Source organism: Clostridium sp. YIM B02569, assembly GCF_022320765.1.
Taxonomy (GTDB): domain Bacteria; phylum Bacillota; class Clostridia; order Clostridiales; family Clostridiaceae; genus Clostridium; species Clostridium beijerinckii.
Genome location: NZ_JAKJJX010000005.1, coordinates 166,294 through 189,454, shown reverse-complemented (window position 1 = coordinate 189,454; position 23,161 = coordinate 166,294). Strand labels below are relative to the sequence as shown.

At 29.2% G+C, this 23,161-nt stretch carries 29 protein-coding genes and 2 pseudogenes; 6 read left to right on the top strand and 25 right to left on the bottom strand.

Annotation, left to right across the window (positions count from 1 at the left end):
• Positions 1–130: 130 nt before the first annotated feature.
• Entirely contained in the window at positions 131–1,087 is a 957-nt protein-coding gene (locus L3B96_RS06620) for a LysR family transcriptional regulator (RefSeq protein ID WP_238859499.1), read from the top strand.
• A gap of 449 nt (positions 1,088–1,536) precedes the next feature.
• Here the strand turns inward: L3B96_RS06620 and L3B96_RS06615 are convergent, their stop codons facing one another.
• From L3B96_RS06615 to L3B96_RS06565, 12 genes are all read right to left on the bottom strand, one after another.
• Entirely contained in the window at positions 1,537–1,992 is a 456-nt protein-coding gene (locus L3B96_RS06615) for an NUDIX domain-containing protein (RefSeq protein WP_238859497.1), read from the bottom strand.
• Between the two features lie 91 nt (positions 1,993–2,083).
• Positions 2,084–2,440 carry a RidA family protein gene (locus tag L3B96_RS06610; protein WP_012059408.1) on the bottom strand — a complete coding sequence of 119 codons (357 nt, stop codon included), beginning with the start codon at positions 2,438–2,440 and terminating at the stop codon, positions 2,084–2,086.
• A gap of 117 nt (positions 2,441–2,557) precedes the next feature.
• Positions 2,558–2,872, bottom strand: coding sequence for a histidine phosphatase family protein (locus tag L3B96_RS06605; protein ID WP_238859495.1), 315 nt, complete (start codon positions 2,870–2,872; stop codon positions 2,558–2,560).
• A gap of 243 nt (positions 2,873–3,115) precedes the next feature.
• Positions 3,116–3,400 (bottom strand): hypothetical protein, encoded by a 285-nt coding sequence (locus tag L3B96_RS06600; protein ID WP_238859493.1) that lies wholly within the window; start codon positions 3,398–3,400, stop codon positions 3,116–3,118.
• A 328-nt stretch (positions 3,401–3,728) separates the two neighbouring features.
• Positions 3,729–4,157, bottom strand: a complete 429-nt coding sequence (locus tag L3B96_RS06595; protein WP_238859491.1) for a hypothetical protein — start codon at positions 4,155–4,157, stop codon at positions 3,729–3,731.
• Positions 4,158–4,519: 362 nt separating this feature from the next.
• Entirely contained in the window at positions 4,520–4,861 is a 342-nt protein-coding gene (locus tag L3B96_RS06590) for a hypothetical protein (RefSeq protein WP_238859482.1), read from the bottom strand.
• Between the two features lie 274 nt (positions 4,862–5,135).
• Positions 5,136–5,366, bottom strand: a complete 231-nt coding sequence (locus tag L3B96_RS06585; protein WP_238859480.1) for a carboxymuconolactone decarboxylase family protein — start codon at positions 5,364–5,366, stop codon at positions 5,136–5,138.
• A gap of 494 nt (positions 5,367–5,860) precedes the next feature.
• Positions 5,861–6,322 carry a hypothetical protein gene (locus tag L3B96_RS06580; RefSeq protein WP_238859478.1) on the bottom strand — a complete coding sequence of 154 codons (462 nt, stop codon included), beginning with the start codon at positions 6,320–6,322 and terminating at the stop codon, positions 5,861–5,863.
• Positions 6,323–6,553: 231 nt separating this feature from the next.
• Complete coding sequence (locus L3B96_RS06575) at positions 6,554–7,030, bottom strand: pyridoxamine 5'-phosphate oxidase family protein (protein WP_238859477.1); 477 nt, start codon at positions 7,028–7,030, stop codon at positions 6,554–6,556.
• A gap of 269 nt (positions 7,031–7,299) precedes the next feature.
• Positions 7,300–7,428, bottom strand: a complete 129-nt coding sequence (locus L3B96_RS27190) for a hypothetical protein (protein ID WP_272904568.1) — start codon at positions 7,426–7,428, stop codon at positions 7,300–7,302.
• Between the two features lie 29 nt (positions 7,429–7,457).
• The gene (locus tag L3B96_RS06570) at positions 7,458–8,066 is read right to left on the bottom strand and encodes a DJ-1/PfpI family protein (RefSeq protein ID WP_238859475.1); all 609 of its coding nucleotides are present in this window, start codon (positions 8,064–8,066) and stop codon (positions 7,458–7,460) included.
• Positions 8,067–8,178: 112 nt separating this feature from the next.
• On the bottom strand, positions 8,179–8,754 hold the full coding sequence (locus L3B96_RS06565; RefSeq protein ID WP_238859473.1) for a flavodoxin family protein: 576 nt from the start codon (positions 8,752–8,754) through the stop codon (positions 8,179–8,181).
• 126 nt (positions 8,755–8,880) lie between these two features.
• On the opposite strand from L3B96_RS06565, the gene L3B96_RS06560 reads away from it, so the two are divergent.
• Together L3B96_RS06560 and L3B96_RS06555 are read left to right on the top strand one after the other, a co-directional pair.
• The gene (locus tag L3B96_RS06560; protein ID WP_077831260.1) at positions 8,881–9,207 is read left to right on the top strand and encodes a helix-turn-helix domain-containing protein; all 327 of its coding nucleotides are present in this window, start codon (positions 8,881–8,883) and stop codon (positions 9,205–9,207) included.
• A gap of 531 nt (positions 9,208–9,738) precedes the next feature.
• A complete protein-coding gene (locus tag L3B96_RS06555; protein ID WP_238859471.1) occupies positions 9,739–10,368 on the top strand; it encodes a class I SAM-dependent methyltransferase in 630 nt (209 codons plus the stop codon).
• A 208-nt stretch (positions 10,369–10,576) separates the two neighbouring features.
• Here the strand turns inward: L3B96_RS06555 and L3B96_RS06550 are convergent, their stop codons facing one another.
• Positions 10,577–10,963 (bottom strand): VOC family protein, encoded by a 387-nt coding sequence (locus tag L3B96_RS06550; protein WP_077869332.1) that lies wholly within the window; start codon positions 10,961–10,963, stop codon positions 10,577–10,579.
• Positions 10,964–11,126: 163 nt separating this feature from the next.
• Positions 11,127–11,490 (bottom strand): annotated as a pseudogene (locus L3B96_RS06545) (helix-turn-helix domain-containing protein).
• 133 nt (positions 11,491–11,623) lie between these two features.
• On the opposite strand from L3B96_RS06545, the gene L3B96_RS06540 reads away from it, so the two are divergent.
• On the top strand, positions 11,624–12,271 hold the full coding sequence (locus L3B96_RS06540; protein ID WP_238859462.1) for a flavodoxin family protein: 648 nt from the start codon (positions 11,624–11,626) through the stop codon (positions 12,269–12,271).
• Between the two features lie 331 nt (positions 12,272–12,602).
• Here the strand turns inward: L3B96_RS06540 and L3B96_RS06535 are convergent, their stop codons facing one another.
• The 10 genes and pseudogenes from L3B96_RS06535 to L3B96_RS06490 form a co-directional block, all read right to left on the bottom strand.
• On the bottom strand, positions 12,603–13,490 hold the full coding sequence (locus L3B96_RS06535; protein ID WP_238859460.1) for an alpha/beta hydrolase: 888 nt from the start codon (positions 13,488–13,490) through the stop codon (positions 12,603–12,605).
• 266 nt (positions 13,491–13,756) lie between these two features.
• A complete protein-coding gene (locus tag L3B96_RS06530; RefSeq protein WP_238859458.1) occupies positions 13,757–14,362 on the bottom strand; it encodes a lactate utilization protein in 606 nt (201 codons plus the stop codon).
• Between the two features lie 324 nt (positions 14,363–14,686).
• Positions 14,687–15,067 (bottom strand): hypothetical protein, encoded by a 381-nt coding sequence (locus L3B96_RS06525; protein ID WP_077831253.1) that lies wholly within the window; start codon positions 15,065–15,067, stop codon positions 14,687–14,689.
• Positions 15,068–15,535, bottom strand: a complete 468-nt coding sequence (locus tag L3B96_RS06520; protein ID WP_077831252.1) for an SUKH-3 domain-containing protein — start codon at positions 15,533–15,535, stop codon at positions 15,068–15,070.
• Positions 15,536–15,692: 157 nt separating this feature from the next.
• Complete coding sequence (locus L3B96_RS06515; protein ID WP_275297113.1) at positions 15,693–16,688, bottom strand: hypothetical protein; 996 nt, start codon at positions 16,686–16,688, stop codon at positions 15,693–15,695.
• Between the two features lie 60 nt (positions 16,689–16,748).
• A pseudogene (locus L3B96_RS06510) lies at positions 16,749–16,953 on the bottom strand (hypothetical protein); the annotation flags it as partial.
• Positions 16,954–17,264: 311 nt separating this feature from the next.
• Positions 17,265–17,558 carry a hypothetical protein gene (locus L3B96_RS06505; RefSeq protein ID WP_077831248.1) on the bottom strand — a complete coding sequence of 98 codons (294 nt, stop codon included), beginning with the start codon at positions 17,556–17,558 and terminating at the stop codon, positions 17,265–17,267.
• Positions 17,559–17,834: 276 nt separating this feature from the next.
• Complete coding sequence (locus tag L3B96_RS06500; RefSeq protein WP_012059420.1) at positions 17,835–18,293, bottom strand: cupin domain-containing protein; 459 nt, start codon at positions 18,291–18,293, stop codon at positions 17,835–17,837.
• A 142-nt stretch (positions 18,294–18,435) separates the two neighbouring features.
• A complete protein-coding gene (locus tag L3B96_RS06495; protein WP_238859456.1) occupies positions 18,436–19,047 on the bottom strand; it encodes a hypothetical protein in 612 nt (203 codons plus the stop codon).
• Between the two features lie 274 nt (positions 19,048–19,321).
• On the bottom strand, positions 19,322–19,939 hold the full coding sequence (locus tag L3B96_RS06490) for a DUF3267 domain-containing protein (RefSeq protein WP_238859454.1): 618 nt from the start codon (positions 19,937–19,939) through the stop codon (positions 19,322–19,324).
• Positions 19,940–20,083: 144 nt separating this feature from the next.
• Here L3B96_RS06490 and L3B96_RS06485 point away from each other — a divergent pair, with 144 nt between their 5' ends.
• Positions 20,084–20,317 carry a hypothetical protein gene (locus L3B96_RS06485; protein WP_238859452.1) on the top strand — a complete coding sequence of 78 codons (234 nt, stop codon included), beginning with the start codon at positions 20,084–20,086 and terminating at the stop codon, positions 20,315–20,317.
• Here L3B96_RS06485 and hydF read toward each other — a convergent pair.
• On the bottom strand, positions 20,314–21,552 hold the full coding sequence (gene hydF, locus L3B96_RS06480) for a [FeFe] hydrogenase H-cluster maturation GTPase HydF (protein ID WP_238859449.1): 1,239 nt from the start codon (positions 21,550–21,552) through the stop codon (positions 20,314–20,316). The genes L3B96_RS06485 and hydF overlap by 4 nt on opposite strands.
• Before the next feature lie 155 nt (positions 21,553–21,707).
• Here hydF and L3B96_RS06475 point away from each other — a divergent pair, with 155 nt between their 5' ends.
• Positions 21,708–23,105 (top strand): aspartate ammonia-lyase, encoded by a 1,398-nt coding sequence (locus L3B96_RS06475; RefSeq protein WP_238859447.1) that lies wholly within the window; start codon positions 21,708–21,710, stop codon positions 23,103–23,105.
• Positions 23,106–23,161 lie beyond the last annotated feature (56 nt).

The following is a 23,161-nucleotide window of genomic DNA, read 5'->3' as shown; positions in this document are numbered from 1 at the left end:
AAATTATTGGTTTATTATCAAATTCTTCTAATTCATTTGTTGACTTAATTATAAGTGTCCTCTACAATATAATCAAATACATATAATGATATAAGTATTATAGATTTTTATTTATATGTGGAGGTTATTTATGTTTAAAGGTATGGAATATGTGTATGAGGTTAATAAGGAAAAAAGTTTTTCAAAAGCCGCTCAAAACCTGTATATTTCTCAACCTTCCCTTAGCGCAACTATAAAAAAGATAGAAGCGCGTGTAGGTTTTCCTTTGTTTGACCGAAGTACAAATCCAATTCAATTAACTCCTTGCGGACAGGAGTATGTAAAATGTATAGAAAAGATTCTTGATATCGAAAATGGATTCGAGAATTTCTTAAGCAATATGAACGAGTTACGTACTGGAAATATAGCCATAGGCGGAAGTAATCTTTTTGCTTCTTATATTCTTCCTCCTATAATCACAGATTTTAGAGAAAAATTTCCACTTGTTTCTATTCATATGGTTGAAGCTAATACTGCACTTTTAGAGCAGCAACTCTTCTCTGGTGCTTTAGATCTTGTTATAGATAATTATGAGTTTAACGAAAATATATACTCTAGACATAAGTACTGTAATGAAAACTTGCTTTTAGCTGTTCCAAAGAAATTTGAAGTTAATAGTAAAACTATAAATTATCAATTAACTGCTCATGACATAATAAATAATAAACATCTTGATTCATCTACACCTAGTGTTCCTTTGGAACTATTTAAAGATGAACCATTTCTATTTTTAAGATCTGGAAATGACACACGAAAACGTGCCGAGAAGATATGTCAACATCATAACTTTTCACCAAATGTGATTTTAAAATTAGATCAGTTAGTTACGTCTTATAACCTTACCTGCTATGGAATGGGCATCAGCTTTTTAAGTGATACGCTTATAAGATATACAAAACCTGACCCTAACGTAATCTATTATAAGCTGAATGAGGATAGCATTTGCCGTAACGTATATTTCTACACCAAAAAGGGAAAATACTTCACACGAGCAATGGAAGAGTTCTTAAAAATGGCTATACCTGAAATTAATGAGGATATAACTTAGAATTATGTGGTAAAATACCGAAAGAACAGGTACTCTGTTGTTCCGGTTACTGAGAATAAGTTGAGGATTTCTAACATCAGAAATTGCACCATTTCAGCATGCTCCCGAGGCAAGCCCGTGACAAGCAAAATGGAACAACTTCTAATGAAGAAATTCCTACAACATATTCTCTAATGTAACACTGCGCAAAAGAGTACCTGTCCTTTCTGATATAGCATATATTTCAATCCATAAGTGTAATTCTTAGATTGGATATCTATATCTGGTAGTTCATTTAAAAGCTTTTAGAAAATGAAAACACCAACTTTTCTAAAATTGAAAGGTTGGCATTTTTGTTTTTGGCTGTGTTTTAATGTAATGTTAAAATATAGACTAAAAAATATAGGCTGGATTGTTCATCTATAATACGTAATATAAGAATATGGTGTAAAACAAATCGCTTTATGTTATTATGATAAAACTTTCTCAATATCACTTAGTATTGCTTTATCAACAGGGGAATTAATATCTACAGGAAGATTATCAACATCAAACCATTTGAGTTCGGTTACCTCATTATTATCCTGTTTTAATTCCCCTTCATATTCATCACATAGAAAAATCACATTAATATAATATACTTCGTCACCATTTGGATATACTGTATGCATATCTTCTCCTGAAAAAACCTTATAAAATTTCAATTTGATTGGATTTATACCTATTTCTTCATTCAATTCACGTTTAACTGTTTCCTCTACTGTTTCTCCTAATTCTAGAACTCCTCCATGTATTGCCCATTTACCACTGTCTGCTCTTCTCTGTAATAATATTTCTCTATTTTTATAGATTATGGCTCCTGCTGCTACAAGAAGTAATGGTGAATTACCAATATGCTTTCTTAACTTTTTTATGTATTCATCCATATATTCTCACACTACCCTTAACAATTCTTTAGATGTCTAATTCATAATACTCTTCAGTTTCGAACTAACTAAAAGATAATTTTGAATTTATTTAATTCTCTCTGAAAGCTACTGCATCAACCTGAAAGTCAATTCCATCTCTAATAAACTTTGTTTCAAATGCCTTTCTTGCTGGATATTTTCCTTCAAATCTCTCCTTAATTATTTCTCCTAAAAACGATAAATCTTTAATATCTCTAAATAAGCAATCCATTTGCACTACAGATTTCAATGTCAAGCCTATCTTTTCAAGTCTTTCACTCAAAACATCAAATGCACCATTTATTTGATTTTCTATTGATTGTCCCTCATTCTTCATGCAATAGCTAATATAAACATGATTTCCTGCCTCAACAATCGCAGAGTGTGCCCATTCTTCGTCTATTTCTGTTCTTATAATTTCTCTCATTTAACATTCTCCTCGTATTTTATTTTCGTTACAAATTCCTATTTATCTTTTAGTTAAACAAACACTATTGCTTCCCATAAATTTACTATTATGTTTTGTAATAATACAGCGAATTAATTATTTTTTATACACATACAATGTTCCATTTTTAGCTATTGGCCTATTGGGTATATTTTGTCCCCTAAATCCCCTTCTTTTAAGTTCTCTTTCAATTATTTTCATAAAGAAACCATGGCAAACAATTAATATATTAATATCTAACTCCTTATCTAAACCATTAAGAAACTTATTTATTCGCTTTTGAGTATCTTTCCTAGTTTCCGCTTGGGATTTATGATGAAAATTCCATGCTATTCTTGCTGCTATACACCAAAAGCTATGAGGAAGTTTTAATTTAGTTTTACATATAGGTGATAAAGGGACTTCTCTCAATAGTTGAGTTTTTATTATTTCCTCCTTTTAGTTTTGGTATTAACCAAAACTCTTTTTAACTGATTTTAATAGATTAATTCATAAATACTTGCATTTATGATCTATGTGAAAAATTCACACTAACTGAACTAACACTATACGTGATTGTTCAATCAGAAAAATCAATACTTGTCTTATTCCAATTCAAACACCATCATTCAAGACGACCGCAACCACGATTAACAAATATTTGACCAAGATGCTTTAACGGAAGATAGTGAATGTCTTTATCACTTCTGCATTGCAATTAAAGTCTTTAAGTATAAGTTCAATTCCTAAAAATTCATTTTCATTATAATCAACATTGCATAGCTCTTCTCTCTTACTGTATGTATTAGTCATTTCATTAAATAATATTGTTACCATTTCATCAGTCTGCTGAATATTTATATTTCTTATACTATTTACATTAGGAAGAATGTACTCCCCCAAACATTTGCTATCATTAAAAATTTTTATACCTATCCAGTTGTTATCTTTATCAAACAATAACTCACAAAGAGCATCCTAAATTGTTTTAACTTTACCCTTAAACTCTTTTAATTTAATGTATATTAGAGAAATGTTGCTTAATTTTTCAAATGCTATTTTCATAAAAATCTTTTTTCTCCTAACGTTAATTAATAATAATTTACTATTACGTTTTATTTTAGAATGACGCAGTAAAAAAAATCGCAAATTCACTTTTTGAATAATGCGATTTTACAATCTGATATTTATTTTTAATGATTCATAATTTTAGAATAAAGCGAAGTAAACTAACTCAATAGTTGTAATTTGATGAGCTTCTCATTATGACATCTTGTTTGTGATAGTATCAGAAGTTAAGTTTTTGTTGATTTTTATATTTTTTATCATATTTCCACCCAAAAAAAAACGACAGCAGCAACACTATAATAGCTGGTATGAATGTTAATAATACTATCCACCCAAATGCTCCACCGCATACGGCAATACCTAAAAAAATAAATAATAAATAAAATGTAAAACTAAGGATAGGAAAAACAAATTTATTAAGTCCTGTAATTTTAAAGTAATAAAACAAATAAACGGCAACAAAGTAAATCAAAATAGCAGGTGCAATTATGCCTAATGCTTGCAGTACCTGCCAATTTGTTGGACCTACCGCTTCACTTTCATAGCCACCAATACTATTTAAAACTGGCAAAAACACTTTTATAATATAAACATATAACATTATGTTTATTAATATAAATCCTCCAAAACCAAATAATTTTCTTCTCATCATTTCACCTTTCTTATCACTTATTCTATTTTAATATTGCATTATAATCATATATAAACATTCTTTTACCTTGTTATGAATGTGTGGCAGTATAAAGAATAATTGTTCTATATATTAACAATATAATGTGATTGTGCCTAAGTTTTCTTATTGGTTTCCCCCTCTACAATATAAATAATCTTCCGTTCGCAGTTGTAAACTATTATTCATTAATTATAGGATATTTTATAAAAATCGTATTATTTAATTTTCAAAGAACATTTTTATTAGTTGTTACGTCAAATAAGAAGATTGTATATTAATTTAAAGCAGAATATCTATAATGTTATATATGTTTTTTCAAGTGTCTCAAATACATCACATCAAGGCCCAGAAGTTTCATTATAAGGTATAAATAATGACCCAATGATAAAAAATAGAAATAAACCAACGAAAAATGCTATAACATTTTTATAAATAAACTTTTTAGAATCTTCTTTAACTTTTAATTTTGCTATATAATTCAAGATAATTATCAAGCTAAAATAAACTAAAACTGATAAAACACCTCTTATAACTCCTTTATTACTTGGGTGTTGGAAAAAAGGATCACCTGGAAAAGAAATATTAGGAATATATATAAAGTCATATATACGTAATATTGTAAACCCATAAAACCATGAGATTAATACGCTAACCCGATTAATAATCTTTTGAAAAAACATTAACTTTCTCTCTCCTCTGTTTAGTTCACCATAATTTACTATCATGAATTAATTATAACATAAATTGTAAATATCTCATTATTCAATTTTCAAAGAACATCATTTTAATTTGCTACGTACTTTCTACATATGACGTAGATTATATTAATAATCCATTTGGTATATTTCATTCCTTAGACATAGATTCTTCTAATACCTTCATAGCAAATCTCGCATTTGGATAGGTAATAGAACCACCACCAATTACACCAATCTTTATTGCTTCCATAATCTCCTACATACTCGCTCCAGCATCCATACACCCCTCAATATGATAACAAATACACTCATTACAACGACTAACTACAGAAATTGCTAATCCCATAAGTTCTTTGTGCTTTTTATCTATTGCACCAGCAGAATATGTTTTATCATCCAATTCTCCAAATTCCTTAAAGAAGTCATCCGTCTTAATAAGTTTCAAATTGTACTCTTTTCGATGCTCTTTCATCTCTTTAATATTCATCGCTATTCCCCCTATTATATAGATAAAGTTTACTTCATAATAATTTACTATTGCTCATCAGGCAGTTTTATATAACACTTATTATAACATCATTTACAAAATATTACACAAATCATACATACATTGGCTCTCTATTTTTAAGCCTTTTATTCTGATACATGAGCATACTACATCACTTGATCTATAAAGTTCTTAGCCTTTATTTCACATTTATCTGCATCAAGTATTTTTATCCATTTAAAACACGCTACCAACATCCACATATGCTCTGATATCGTCTGAAATTTTGTGCTTATAATAGGATGATTTAGATATTCTAATATCAACTATCAAGACAAAAATAAAAATACCAACTTTTCTTAAATTGAAATGTTGGTATTTTTATTTTGAGCTGTATTTTAATATGAGATTGAAATATAGACTAAAAAAATTATAGGTGAGATTGTCCACCTATAATGCTAAATAAAAGAATATCATGTAACAATTTATAATTTCTAACCACACCAGTAATGAAAAACAGTTTTTCTTTTTTTCATTGACAATTGACATAATTCATATAGATCTTTAACAGCGTCAATTGCACTTTGTGTTACTTCTAATATTTCATTTGGATATTGTTTCTGCATTTGTCTAAACCATTCATCAGTTATCTTTTCTAATTCATCTGAATTAATCACGGACACATAATTTACCCATTTTTCATCAATCCAAAATAATCCATGATCTGCTTCATCAATAACTAGATATAAATTTTCTCTTACTCCCATAGGCTTTAATTTGTTAAATGTTGAAAATGTTATAGAGAGAGTATTTAGGTCTTTCGGTGAGATATGTAATGAAAAATCCGCCTTTTTTGTTATACAACTCTCAGGCTCTAAAAGTTCAAAATCTATACTTTTAATTCCCTTAATTATTTTTTTATCATCTCCAAGAAGAAATTCTAATGTTAACCCCATATATAACCTCCTAACAACTTGTAATATTTTAAAATTGCTAAAATCTTTTTCCACACAATAATCTACATTTATGATTTATGCGAAAAATTCACACTAACTGAACTAACACTATACATGATCTGTTAAATCTGATAAATTAGATTCTATTGAGTTCCGGATTTAATAAAAGATACTACTCCTCCACATTATAAAGTCATAATAATTTCCATTTATATCTCATCTACTAGTAAATTAATCAACTGTTACTATATCAAATGTAAATGTGAATTCCTCAGCTTGTCTATTTTCAAAGTCAACTTTGTATCCAGTTCCATCCTTATAAAAGAAACCTTGTTTCAATTCTATTTTTACATAGCACATATTTTCATCATTTTCGTTATTATGTTTAAAATACCAGGGTTCAAATGCCTTTATTAATTTTGCTCTAATCCCATAATTTTTTTCTAATAATGGATGACCAATATTATGAGCAATTCCAGTAAAACGATATAATTTATTACACATTGAGATTTTATTATTCTTCTCGATCTCTTGTACTTTTTGCGATTTTGCATAAGAAACAATATAAAATGCACCATTATCATAAAAAGTATCCACAAACCTAACAGATGAAATATTATCATTTGATGTTGCTAAAGCAAATTGATAATCTTTTGCAAATAACACTTCTAGAATATTTAAACTATTTTCGTATGAAGTTATCTTCACTCTCTCCTTTATAGATCATTGGTCCTAACTTTAATCGCAGTTATGTCGTGTTATATTTTCTTATATTTATACATAATAGTTGAACCATCATTTTTATTAAATACTGGTGGAAATGTTCTATACTCATAACCAAGCTTATTATAAAATTTATGAGAACTTTTGGAAGATGGAATTTCAATTAAATTGCTGTCATCACACAATTCATCAAGTTCAAGATAATGTATTTAGATTACAAAAAAATATCTATCAATACCTAACACTTACTGATTTTAAAATAGTTTCTTAAAAAACTTAGCAATTCCACTAATAATGATACCTATGAATTGTGCTAACCTTCCGAAAATCATCCCAATTATTATCATGATCAATACAAATACTACACCTACAACTGTTTGCATTGAAAGCCCTCTCTTCTACTACTTTTTATCTAATCATTCATATTTTTAGAAAATGGATCATATCTACTATCTTCATTCCATGAATATTCAATACTTTGACTAATCTCTAATGCTTTTTCTTTTTCTATTAAGTCTTCTATCAAACCCAATGCCATATCAATTCCTGCTGATACCCCAGAAGATGTATATATGTTGCCATCCTTTATCCATCTTGCTTCTTTTACCCACAGTACATCTTCATTTTGTTCTGTAACCCATTTAAATGCTCTTTTATTTGATGTTGCTCTTTTCCCATTTAAAATTCCTGCTTTAGCAAGTAAAGCTGAACCTGTGCATACACTAATTATATATTTTGATTCTTTGGACATGTTTTCAATGAAGTTTATAAAATCATCATCATTAACTTTTTCTCTTGTACCACTTCCACTTGGTACAAATAAAATTTTCAAAGTATCATTGTCTCTTGTATATAAATTAGTATCAACTCTCACTTTTTGAGAACTTTCAATAATACCACCATCAACCGATATAAAATTCAATTTAAAAATATCCGGTAATCGTCCAAATATTTCAACAGGACCAAATACATCCAATGTTTCAAATTCATCAAATAAAAGTATATCAACTCTATAATTCATGTTATCAACTCCCCTTTTTATAGTTTTAGAAACAGCTCACATCCTTAATTATTCTTAGATTCTAAAGTGCAATCGCAACTAAAGAATTATCTCTTATAAAATGTTTATATTATTAGACTCCTTGTACTAATTCTTTTCCCATGCTATACGCCTTATTCATCAGTTCTTTATTAGAAGCAGCAGAATCGCGAGTAACCAATCCTCCTCCTAAAAGAAATCTACAAGGAACTTCAGAATTCCCTTCAAATGTAACATTTAAAACATATCTTAAATGATTGAACGCTTCATAGCAGGAAGATGTTTCTTCTGGAGCATTTTGTGTAACTATAAGTGCAACTTTCTTTTCCTTATCAAATGACTTGTCTAATCCCTCTTTCATATATGCATATAATCTATCCATAACACATTTTAATTTTCCTTGAATTCCTCCCATGTAGTTTGGTGAGCTAAATACTACTATATCCGCATCATTGATCATATCGTATATGTTTTGCATGTCATCTTTTATCACACATTTTCCCAATCTTTTACATGCATCACAGTTAACACAGCCTTTAATATCTAAATTACTTACTGAAATCGAATTTGTAACTGCACCATTATCTTTTGCTCCCTCTAACACTTTCTTTAAAAGAGTAGATGAATTACAATTTAATCTTGGACTCCCCATTATTCCTAATACTTTCATAACTAAAAACACCAGCCTTTTCTAAATTTATTCTTCTTGAATTTGTGTTTTTATTATATATAATTAATTTTAGATATAAAAGTACGCACTTTTTTGTCTAGTACTATACCAAAAGGAGAGTATTATATGAAAGATGGTATTATAGATCCCTCTGTTTGTCCGATATCATACACTTTATCTATAGTTGGAGGCAAATGGAAATGGGTTTTAATGTGGATATTATCAACTAAAGGAACTCAAAGATATGGAGAGATACGGAAACTTCTCCCAGACATTAGTCACAAAATCTTAATCCAACACTTGAAAGACCTTGAAGCTAGTGGACTTCTTTCAAGAAAGGAATATTCACAAGTTCCACCAAAAGTTGAATATTCGTTAACAGATAAAGGACAAACTTTAATTCCAATTTTAGAACTTATGTCTGACTGGGGAAGCATTAATCTTCCTAAATAGCAATTTTAGACTGCTCATGAACCAGTATTTATTGAGCAGTTTAATTCATATTTCCACTCACTTACTTTCCCTCCTTGTAGCATTTATCAAATACTAAATTGTGATTATATAATCATATTTCTATAAACATTACCTGTATTTCATTTATTAAATGGCTACACTCTATCCTACTATTATGCATTAGATTATAGTCCACATAACACTTATTATAACATCATTTACAAAATATTACACATAGAATACATATATCTGCTCTATATTTTCAAGTCTTTTATTCTCATATATTAATGCTCTACATTACTTTGAACCATAAAGTTTATAGGTTTCCATAAAAACATAATAAAATTTACTTAATCATTAATAAGTATTGACTAAAAGTATAAATGGATATATTATAGATAAATACAGTCTGTAATATATTTGATTAAAACAATTATATTTAGGTTATAAATAACTTAAATAATCTTTGCTCTAAAAATAAGATTTATACTAATAATAAAGTTATAAAAAAATTTTAAAGGAGATGTTTATATGTCAGAGTTTTGGGAAAAAAGTTTTTCAGAAAAGCAAGCAATGTGGGGCTTTGAGCCATCAAGCACTGCAATTGTAGTTGCAGATTACTTTGCTGAAAATAATCTGAAAGATATCTTAATACCAGGTGTTGGATATGGAAGAAATATAAAACCATTTGTCGATAATAACATGGAAGTTACAGGAATTGAAATTTCTCAAACAGCAATTAATATAGCAATAGAAAATGGAATTAATAATAAAATTTATCATGGATCAGTATCAGATATGCCTTTTGAAAATAAACTCTATGATGGTGTAGCTAGCTTTGCACTTATTCATTTGTTAAATGAAGATGAAAGAAAAAAGTTTATTAATGATTGCTATAACCATTTAAAACCAGGTGGATATATGATTTTTACAGCCGTTTCAGAAAAAGCTCCAATGTACGGTAATGGTACGAAGCTTGCTGAAAATTATTATGAAACAACGTATGGTGTAAGACTGTTTTTCTATAATTCTAAGTCTATAGAGAAAGAATTCGGAAATTATGGGCTTATAGACTTTGTAGAAATTGATGACATATATAAAGATAATCCCGACAAACCTCCAGTAAAATTTTTAATGATAAAATGCAGAAAAGAGATATAAAGCTGATAAAGCTAAACTTTTGTGCTTACAATAAAATTATGTAGGTGTGCTAGTTAACTATTATGACAAAAATAAAAATACCAACTTTTCTTAAATTGAAATGTTGGTATTTTTATTTTCTTATGTTTTAATCTGATGTTTATATGTGGCCTAAAAAATCACAAGTGAGATTGTCCACCTATGACACTCAATGCAATAAAGCTACGTATTATTTAATTTCTGCAAAAATTTCATGTATATTTCCATCTGGGTCAGCAAATAGTGCTGTTCTTTGATTCCATGGCATATCTTGTGGCTCGTGAACAGAAGTTGCTCCCTTTGAGATTAACGTCTTAAATGATTCATCAACATCATTAGGACTTTCACATGGGAAAGCAAGTTCAAATCCCTGTCCAAATGACTCTTTCCTATATTCGTCACTATACACATACATAACATCTCTCATACAAATAGCAAACCTTACTCCATCATTTTCAAATTCAACATAATTACCAAGATCATTTTCAATTCTAAATCCAAGAACTTTATTATAGAAATCTTTCATTCTCTCTATATCATTTGTCCAAATCGTAATAAGATTGATTTGTGCTTTCATCGTATATTTTTCCCCTTTCTTAATTTAACATATAGTTCACTTTTATTTACTATTACGCATCAATTATAGCATATTTTGTAAAATATCATTATTCAATTTTATTGATTCATGCTATAAAGAATTGCACGTTAAAATAAATGAAAAGTATTTAAAAACTTGGTTTCTACTTATCTAATTTAAGTTGTTCTTCCCCCCATAGATATAATTCATTCAATGTAGGAAGTAACTCTTTCCCTCTTTCCGCTAAGGAATATTCCACTTTAGGAGGAATAGTTTCATATTGAGTTCTAACAATGAGCTTATGTTCTTCTAATTCTTTTAAGGACTTTGTAAGCATCATATTAGTAATGCCGTTAATTTTTCGTTTCAACTCATTATAATCTAGTAGAATCTTTAGCTGATAAATACCATATGATAGGCAATTTCCATTTTTGTCCTATAATATCAAGTGCATATAAAACTGGACATTCTGTTCTATATATATTATCATCAGGGAATTCTTTAATACCAATTATATTATTATTCATAAATACAACTCCTTTAAAGCCATGGTATATTTTTTATACTTGCACTGAAAAAACTGCATACTTGTAAAACTTATATCGCTATGTTAAGTTGATTATAACAAAAACATAAAACATTTGAAAGAGGAGAGATACTATGAAAATAATTGCTATTAACGGAAGCCCAAGAAAAAATAAAAACACTGTAACTTTATTAAATAAAGCTCTTGAAGGAGCAAAATCACAAGGATCAGAAATTGAATTAATAAATCTTTATGACTTAAAATATAGAGGATGCATCAGCTGCTTTGCCTGTAAAAGAAAGGATGGAGGGCATGGTAAATGTGCAATGAAAGATGATCTAACACATGTTCTTGAAAAATTAAAAACAGCAGATGCTATTATTTTTGGTTCACCAATATATAATATGAACATTACTTCTGGAATTAGTGCACTTTTAGAGCGCTTCGTATTTTCAAATGTTATATATAGTACAGAAATCCCAACTGTTTATCCGAGAAAAATTCAATCAGGATTTATTTATACTATGGGTATAACAGAAAAATATATGGATGATACTGGATACAAATTAGTCTTAAAGCCATATCAGGATTCTATTTCAATGGTACTTGGAAACCCAATAAAGCTGTTATATAGTTATGATACTTATCAGTTTACTGATTATGAGAAATATGAGTCTTCTATGTTTTCAGAAAAAGCAAAAGCAAAACATAGAGCTGAACAACTTCCAATTGATTGTCAAAAAGCCTTTGATATGGGGGTAAGCTTAGCTATAAATGTTTAACAAATTTTAAAGATGTTGTGAATAAAGATAAATTCATATGATGATTGTATTAACTAAATGGACGTGCTTCAGAATGAGGCACTTCTTTTAAATATGCACATCTCAATATAGCAATCTTAGAATAAAAAACGTATTTTAGTAGTATCACTCATTAAAAAAATCGTAAATTCATTTTTTTGAATAATACGATTTTACGATTTAGTCTTTAATTTTATTGATCCATCATTAAAAAATAATGTGAAATAATTTAACTACAACGTGGAATTTGCGATAATAATCAATCCACTTTCTGCTTACATAATAAACATGGTTGTATCTTTTCTCATTAACATTAATGAGACGTGTCGTTTACTAGATTAGCAATAGCTTCAACTATGCATTTCCACATTCCTTTAGGCATATCATGTCCCATTCCTTCAATCAAAAGTAATTTAGCATTAGGTATTGTACGTGCTGTATCTTTTCCTGCTTCAACAGGAATCAATGGATCTGCAGTTCCATGAATCACCAGTGTTGGAACTGTTAATAATGAAAGGTGTTGTCTTCTATCTCCATTAGCAACCAACGCCGCATTTTGGCGTACAGCTCCTTGTGGATAATAAGAACGATCATAGCTTTCTTCAGTATATCGTATTGCACGTTCTTCTTCAAAAGGAAACCCTTTGCTCCAAAGATTTTTCCACATACGTAAAGTATAATCAATGTATGCATCTCGTCCATTTGGGGGCATTGCTGTAACAATCTTCAATGTTTCTGGTGATATTTGTGGATTGTTTGGATTACCTGTAGATGACATAATGGAAATTAAACTATATATACGTGAAGGGTGTTTATAAGCAAAAACCTGAGCAATCATGCCTCCCATAGAAGCACCACAGATGTGAGCCTTCTTTATATTGAGCGCATCTAATAAGCCAGCCACATCATCAGCCATATCTTCCAATGTATAGGCGACGTTAATTGTTTTTCCCTCTTGCGCTGCCTGATATATTCTTTCCATATCAGGAATACCAGCCGCATCGAATTTTGTAGACAATCCCGCATCGCGATTATCAAATCTTATAACTTGTAAATTTTCCTTTGCAAGCATTTCACAAAAATCTGGTTCCCAAAAGTTTAGTTGAGCACCATTTCCTGCAATAAGTACTATAGTAGGATTTGTCTTCTCACCAAAAATTTCATATTCAATTTGTATTCCATTTGCATTTATGCTTGCCATCGCATACATCTCCCTTTTGTATTTTTATTATTAATATAATACTAAAACGTCTTTTTATCAATTTGTAAATAAACGATCATTATTTAGCATTAATTCACTATTACGTTTTATAGTAAGCATTACGCAGTAAAAAAATCACAAATTCAATCTCTTGAATAATACGATTTTACAATTTAGTCTTTAAATTTATTGATTCATAACTTAAGAAAAATGCAAACTAACTAAACGATAAATTGAAATTTAAAAATTCATTCATATATTTTTATCTAATATCCAAGCTTTTCATGAATTAAAACAACTTCATATTCACATCCTGTAGGTTTTCGATATAATACAGAAAAATTTCTACATATTCTCTGTTGGCTTTTACAGTCGTAACATTTATCTCCCTTTACCGCACATGGAGTTTTTACTCCTAAACGCTTTGCATTAAGAGGTGCTGCTGTATTTCTTGCTCTGTCTAAAGCATCCTCATAATTTGAAGCTATTTTATTTTCACCAATAATTAAATAAACTTTATCATGTCCAAAACTGATTGCAGATACGCGATTTCCAGTATTATCGATATTGATAATTTCTCCTGTTTCGGCAATTCCATTTACTGATGAGATATAAATATCTGCAAGGTTTGCTTTCTTTCTTATCTCCATAGCACTCATGTTTTCAGGTAATCGCATATGCCAGTACACCTCATTATGAGATGCTAGGGCATCATATAATTTCATTTCCTCTACTGTAACTGAGCCTCCTATTCCAATAGTTCTATTGCTCATTTGATTAGACAAATACTTTGTTGCTTCATCTGCATGACTAAATTCACTTACATTGTACCCTAAGCATTTGAGGCTATTTTTAAGTTTTGTAAATTCCATAACTATGTCGCTCCTATTCATACTAAAATATTCTTGTACTTCTCATAAACAAATACCTATTTATCTATTAGTTAAATAGGTATCATTACATCTCAATAATCTACTATTCTGCATTAATATAGGTTCATATGAACAATATTATTATAGCATATTTTGTAAAAAACATTATCTAAATTGAGCACTACGCACTTTTTTAGAATTGCGCAACAAAAAAATCGCAAATTCAATCTCTGAATAATACGATTATTAAATTCGTTGTTTATTTTTTATAGAATATTACTCTAATAGTTATAGTTCTTTGTTAAATAATCCAAGACTTCCAGTTCAAGCATTAAAAAGCATTATTAAAAAAAATACTATAGTAATCACTGGCGTAAATATCAAAGCTTGATATAAAAATAATAAATTCCTTTCGCTTCTTCGACCTCTTATCCAAAGGAACCTAATTATAAATGTGAAAATAATATTAATAATGTACCAAAATACTACAATGTAGCTGTCAGTTCTCGGAGAAAATTCCCATTGACCTGACTTATATATCTCATAACAGAGCATTAATATCCCTATAGGAAATATAATTGTATCTTCTTTTATTATTAAATTTATCAATTTAGGGATATCTTCATATTTAGCTCTGCAAGACATTACAAATGGAAGTATAATCAATATACCTATTATTAATGTAACTATAACAATTCCTATCATTTAATTAGTTCTCCTATATTGTAATTGTATAGGTTTCCTTAAACCAAGAACTACATTATTTAAAAAGTCCTCTATAGAATTTCCAATAACAAATAGTTTATAACATCCCATATATATTCTTTTACTTAATCCAACATATAAAAATTCTTGATATATTTCTCCTAATGGGAAAAGTGGTTCCCCTGCAAGTGATTCAAATACATCTATCCTATCAACTTCACCTGACCCTGCATCAAAAGCATTGAAGTGAAATTCAGCAGGATGAGAATTTCCTGTTCTAATGTTTCGCTTTGGTTTTATATCGAGTCCCCCAAGTTCCTCCAGAACCTCAATAGCATATGGAAAACATGTATAACCTTCTTTAACTAATTGCTCAATCCATTTGGATACGTTAAACATTCGTCCATTATACCACCCCTGCTCCTCCATAAGCCTTATTACGCTTTCATTTAGTATATTAGTATCCATACCTCCACCCCATAACCATTTAATACTCAAATTATCTTTTATTCACTATTGCAAACCAATTATAACACTCATTGTAATATCACACCATTCAATTTTCAAAGAACATTTTCATAATCTACTAAGTTAAATCTACATGTAATGCATTAACTATTTTTATCTAATCTACAAGCCCATATCCTATTATTTTATGATTATCCATTCCTATAAACACAAAAATATTATTAGGAACATAATTAACATCTAATATAAATTCAACACAATATGCATCCTTTCCCCAATAAGACTCATCAGTAAGTCTAACTCCTCCTGTTATAGCTTTTATAGAAATTTTGCTATCTTTCCATGTTCCTTTTACTTTCTTTTGGGTTTCTGAATCTAATTGATTAAATGCAATTTCTCTAATATCTTGTTCTGATGAACTTATATCCCTACATTCTTTAATTCCTGCAAACTGTTCTCCCAAAATGCTCTTTAAATCAGAAATGATTTTCTCATTCTTTCCAATATACTGAACAATAATATTTCCCTTTTTAAAGAAGTGAGGATATGAACTCCAACTAGCACTTTTTGATTTTTCTTCCCCCCATGGTTCAGTAATTGTATATCCAAATCCATCTTTATTAATATTTAGTGAGTCTTTTTCCATTTCTTTATTGCTATTATATATATACACAACTAGTTGTTCATTACCAAAAGTTATTATTTTTCTTGTAGTTGGTAAGAAATCTTCATCTGCATCCTTCACTTCTAATTTATATCCGTTTAATTTCAAAATGCTCGTGAAATCATCAATAGTTGTGACTTTTCCACTACTTTCTGAATTTGATGTATTACTTTGCTCAGCCTGAATCCATGCTCCATCAAAACCTATGTTATATCCATCAATTGTTGTATTTTGGGCCATAGCACCACTAGCAGATAAATAATACCACTTATCTCCATTTTGCAGCCAACCTGTTTTCATATATCCGTTGTTATCAAAATAATACCACTTTCCGTCAATCTCTTTCCAATCTATTGACCATGAACTACCTTCTGTATTCCACCATCCATTAGAATCCTGTTTCCATTCTGCATTTGCGACTATTTTATTTAATGTAAGTATCGAAGTTACTGCTAATGAAGTCGCTATTATTTTATTTAAATTTTTCATTTCTACTTACCTCAATTTCATTTTTTATTTATATATAATAAATTACTATTATTCATTAGATTATAGCTTTACACAACACTTATTATAACATTGCTTACAAAATATTACACACACTATGCATGTATCGCTCTCTATTTTTAGGCCTTTTATTCTAATGTATGAGAGTAACACACTACTCTTAACTATAAAGTTTTTAGCTTTTATTATTTCTTTATTTGTATAAAATACTTTATCACTTAATATAATTACTAATACATTTAGTTGCAGTACATATATATGCTCTGATAGCATATATAATTTTGTGCTTTAAAAATTATTTAGGCATACTAACATCAACTATCATGGTAAAAATAAAAATACCAACTTTTTCTAAATAGAAATGTTGATACTTTTATTTTGGCTGTGTTTTGATATTATCTTGAAATATAGCTTGAAGAAATTATAGCTTAGATTTTCCACCTATAATACTCAATATAAGAACATTGTGTATTATGTCTAAATCATGCAAAAAAACATTGCAACTTCTAGATGATCCTGTAATATTTCAATTTAGTCTTTACTTGTATTAATTGTTACTTATTGATTATTACGATTTAGTTTTGCTGGCAATGCCCAAACAAAAAGGGCTGTAGCCGGTCCAAAAACAAAAAAGCCATCAATCAAAAATCTGTATTCTTTTGCAATATTTAAACCATCTATCATTAAAGTACCAACAATACTAAATAAAAAAGCAATTATAAGAAAACAAACTCTTCTGCTTATTTTACCACGTATAAATTTTTCTATATTTACTTTTAAGCAGATATTAAAACATATTAAAAATGATATTACATATGTTGCAAGTGCTAAAAAATAATAATAGCTTTTCATAAAAATACTCTTCCTCTCAATAAATAAAATAATTTAATAACATCACATCCTAATTATAACATATTTCCCAAATACTAAAATCTACGTTTTTTATTTACTACCTCATAATTTACTATCACGTTTTATTTTAGAATTGCGTAACAAAAAAATATCACAAATTCATACTGAATAATGTGATATTTCAATCTACTATTTATTTTTCCTATGTATACTGAAAGAAAACTGTGAATTAACTCAATCACACATTATTCTCGTTCATAGAACTCTATTCCCAAATTACTTATTTGGCTCAGAATCCCATCCATTTAACTTACTATTTCCATTAAAAATAAGTTTCTGCTCACTTAAATAATATACATCTTCATCTGGATAATATGCCATGTCGCCTTCTTCTTTAGTACCAACATCCAATATTTCCAATGTTTCATTCCCGGTATTTATGAATTGATGTGCTATATTTTTTCCTGCAGTTTTAGCAATAAAGTCTCCCTTTTTTATTAAATATTCTTTACCATCCATCCTCAGAGTTCCACATCCACTAATAATCATAAAAAATTCTTCTTGTTTTGTGTGGCTGTGATATTTAGCACTTTTAGCTCCTGGCAATATTCTGTCAATATTTATATAAATTTTCTCACTGCCAGCTGCTTTACCCAAATATGAAGTGTTAGCTTTACCTAGAAAATCTATTGTGTATTCATTAGGCAAATTATTAATGTTTAATATATTAACCATAATTCAAAACATCTCCTTTCCTTTTAATATATTTAATATGATATTATTATCCTTGAAATATTATATCAAATCTAGCTTTATTTTCTTTAAGAACATCTTTTTTCACTTACTACCAAGTCAAATCTACAGATTATATATGATGTTATTCCATGGAAGTAATATCATATCTTATTTCTACTACTTTATCTTCTGCATTCCAAAATTCAATTGTTACTTTTTTCTCATGATCTACATATCCAATTACTGGCGAGCTAGGCATTTGTTCCTCAGTTCTCTTATAATAGTTAGTCCCATAAGCATTAATCACATCATCGACTGAGCTCACTAACCCAATACCTTTACTTGTCTTCATATTACTGTTGGTATCAGAGTTAATAATAACTCTAATAATTTGTCTCTGTTTATTTGTAGCAATTTTTAAACCATCACTTAGTTTATAGTAGTCAAATAGTGCATTATCAATTTTTTCAAGATTTGTCCCGTATTTTTGTATAAATTCCTTACTATCAATACTCTCATACATTTGAATGCCATCTATATTTTCTTGGCCAAGAGTCGTTGTTTTGGTAAACATAAAGCTGCTTGACCTTTGGAAATATTTATAAGCACCAAATATAATACAGCAAATTAAGAGTAAAATAGTAATAATAATTTTAAATATCTTCTTTATTGAGAATTTTTTCTTTATAAATGCTAAAGGAAGAACTGTGACTGCTAACAAAAATATACTTATTATAATTCCGATAATACTCAACGTTGATTCTCCTTATTATTACATATTCGCACTTGTTCATTAGATTATAGTGTTACACAACACTTATTATAACACCACTCACAAAATATCACATATGCTATACATTCATTATCAGAGCCCAAAATAAAGATACCAACTTTTCTTAAACTGAAATGTTGGTATCTTTATCTTGGCTGCGTTCTAATGTGATTTTGAAATATAGCCTGAAAAAATTATAAGTGAGATTGTCCACCTATAAAACTCAAAGTAGGAATATTACGTTCATAATCCTAAATTACTTAAAATATGTTTCAAATCCATTATTAACAATATATGAACCCTTTGGAACTTGAATTGCTACTAAACATATATTCAGACAATCAACACATGAACCCATTGCATTTAATAAACACAGAAATATAGTGAATCCATTTAACCATCCAAAAAAATTCAGAATAAAAGGTAATACAACTGACAACAAACTGAAAGGCATAATAGAAATAATTAAAAATCTGTTCTTTTTGACTTTTTCAGTAGTATAAACAAATCCGAAAAAGCCATTTATCCCCCAATATATTTGACTTGATTTAAATACATTAGGTATAAAACAAGCATGAAGAAATTCATGTATAGTCATAAAGATGAAAATTGCAACAATGTATATAAGAGTAAATAAATTTACTGTGAAATTAATACTAAAGCCATGCCAACTACTACTAAAAATTTCTTTCAATTGTGGATATAAATAATAGGAAATAGCAATAGATATAATCCCATTTATAAGCATAAAAGGCACTGATAATAACATTGCTATACCCAAATTAGAGGGTTCTTTTAGTTTTGTCCATCCCTCTGATATTAGCTTAATACTAACTTCCTTATCTGCAGAAGGTATTTTCTTTAAATATCTCATTAATTAAAATCCTTTCATCAAAACATAATTGATTTTTATTGAATAATCCTTATTTCGGTAAGTTACTACATAAAGCTAGATTTATATAAAGAAAAATGCTTCAACTAGAAAGTAGAAACATTTTTATGTAGCAGGAATTTGAAAATGAGAGTCGAATTTATGTGGATATCAACTGAAGTTGAATCTATGCTTGTTCCATATATGCTCATGAAATATATACTAACTAGAAATAAGAATTATGCTAGTTCAAAGCCTGCCTTTGATGCTAGCATATTGGACGCAACTTGTGATCTTAGAATCATCCATCATAATTTCCTTAGAAACTGGAACAACAGCATAATTCTTATTTCGGTAAGTTACTGCATAAATTCTGCCTAATTAAAATCTCCATCATATATTGCTTTTGCCATTGGGAAAGGTTCAAGTGCTCTTTCTAAAATTCCTTGAACATATCCTATTAATACTCCATAATTTACAATTGGAATTTCATATTTAACTGCATTACCAATTCTTGAAAGCATAGCTGCTCTATTTAACATGCAGCCTCCACAATGAATGATAAGTTTGTATTTCTTAACATCATCAGTAAATGAATTTCCAGAAGAATATTCAAAATTAATTTGTTTCCCTGTCATTTGACGTACCCATCTAGGTATTTTAACTGTTCCAATATCGTCACATTGTCTGTGATGAGTGCATCCTTCTGAGATTAAAACACAATCCCCATCTTCTAAACTTTCTACTGCTTTAGCTCCTTTTACAAGCTCCATAAGGTCTCCCTTATATCTTGCTTGCAATATTGAAAATGATGTAAGCATAATATCTTTAGGCGTATCTGCTGAAGCTTTTAAGAAAACTTGTGAATCTGTTATAACAAGTTTAGGTTTTTTCTTTAAATTTTCAAGAGTTTCTCTTAGCTCATGTTCTTTTGTTACAATAGCTATGGCATCACTTTCAATTATGTCTCTTATTGTTTGCTGCTGAGGAAGAATTAATCTTCCTTTAGGGGCTGCTTTATCAATAGGTGTTACAAGAACAACTAAATCTCCTGGGCTTATAAGGTCTCCAACTAATTTAAATTTATCTTCATTATCTGGTATTACGCTTATAATTTTTTGCTTAAGCTCATCTATTCCATTTTTATTTAATGCAGAAACTGAAACAACAGTAGTTCCAATTGTCTTTTCTAAATCAGCTAATTCCTCTTTTTCTATACTTTTCTTATCTGCCTTATTAAAAATACAAATTGTAGGTATCTTCTTTTCCTTTATTTGATCTATTATTGCTCTATCATTTTCAGTAACTCCAACAGTAGCATCTACCACTACTAATGCAACATCTGTTTTTGATAAAACTTCAATAGTTTTCTTTTTTCTTGACTCACCTAATTCACTTTCATCGTCAAGTCCTGCTGTATCAATAATCATACAAGGTCCTATCGGAAGAATTTCTATAGCTTTATAAACAGGGTCTGTAGTTGTCCCCTTAACATCAGAAACAATTGAAATTTCTTGATTTGTAAGTGCATTTATAATACTTGATTTTCCAGCGTTTGTCATACCAAATAGAGCAATATGTACTCTTTCTCCAGACGGTGTTGTATTTAAACTCATATTATTTCTCCTTTGAATTAATTTTAATTACTCAAAAATATTTTTTTAAGTTGCCTATTCTATTATAATATAAAATATAAAGATATACATTGCAAAATAATTCTTTATTTATTGATGCTTTATTATCAGTACAAAAATATTAAGGAGTGTTCATTTTGGATTATAGATTAGAACAAGATGTATTAGGTGAAAAGAATATTGATAATTCTACATATAGTGGGATAAATACAGCAAGGGCTTTGGAGAATTTTGATTTAAACAGTAAAAGTGTAAATTTAAATTTAATACGAGAAATTGCCCTTATAAAAAAGGCTGCTGCTATGACAAATAAAACCTTAAAATTTCTTGCCCCTGAAAAAGCCGATGCAATAATAAAAGCAAGTGAAGAAGTTATAGATGGGAAATTTGATTATGAATTTAAACTAAGTGCATTTCAAGGTGGAGCTGGTACATCTACTAACATGAATGTAAATGAAGTTATTGCTAACAGAGCTATTGAATTGTTAGGTGGAGTTAAAGGGGATTACAATTTAGTTCATCCTCTTAACCATGTTAATATGTCCCAATCAACTAATGATGTTTACCCTTCTGCCCTTAGAATTGCAGCAATTAGATTAATAAGAAAGTTAAGTGATTCTTTATCAAGCTTACAAGAAGCTCTTCAAATTAAGGAGAATGAATTTTCAGATATAATAAAGCTTGGAAGAACCCAGTTAATGGATGCACTTCCAATGACTGCAGGACAAAGCTTTGGAGCATATTCTAAAGCCATAGAAAGAGATAGATGGAGAATATACAAAGTAGAAGAAAGATTAAGACAGATAAACCTTGGTGGTACTGCTATAGGTACAGGTTTAAATGCTACAAATAAATATGTATTTATGATGACAGATATTATCCAAAACCTTACTGGTCTTGGAATAGCAAGATCTGATTTCCCTATGGACATTACTCAAAACTGTGATATATTCGTAGAAACTTCTGGACTTTTAAAATCGTGCAGCGTAAATCTTCTTAAGATTTCAAATGATTTGAGGCTCCTTAATTCTGGCCCTCGTGGTGGAATAGGAGAAGTAATTCTTCCTAAGATGCAGGCAGGCTCGACAATTATGCCAGGAAAAGTTAATCCTGTTATCCCTGAGATGGTTGCTCAAGTAAGCTTAAGAGTTATTTCCAATGACAGCGCCATAACCATGGCAAGTTCTATGGGACAATTAGAACTAAACGCTTTTACTCCACTTATAGCAGAATGTCTACTTGAATCTCTAGAACTTCTTGAAAGAAGCGTCACACTTTTTAAAGATAAATGCATAAATGATCTAAAAATGGATGAGGATAGATGCTTAGAAAACCTAGAAAATTCCTTAGTTTCTGCAACATCCTTAGTTCCTCACTTAGGTTATGATAAAGCCAGCTTAATATCAAAAAAAGCCTTAGCTACTGGAAAGACCATAAGAGAGATTCTTCTAGAAGAACAAATACTACCTGAAGATATCATTGATAAAATATTATCTCCAACTGAATTAATAAGAACCCATATCCCAGGAAAATAAAACAAATTGAATGTGCCCTTTAAAGTATATTTTTACTCTAAAGGGCACACTTTTAT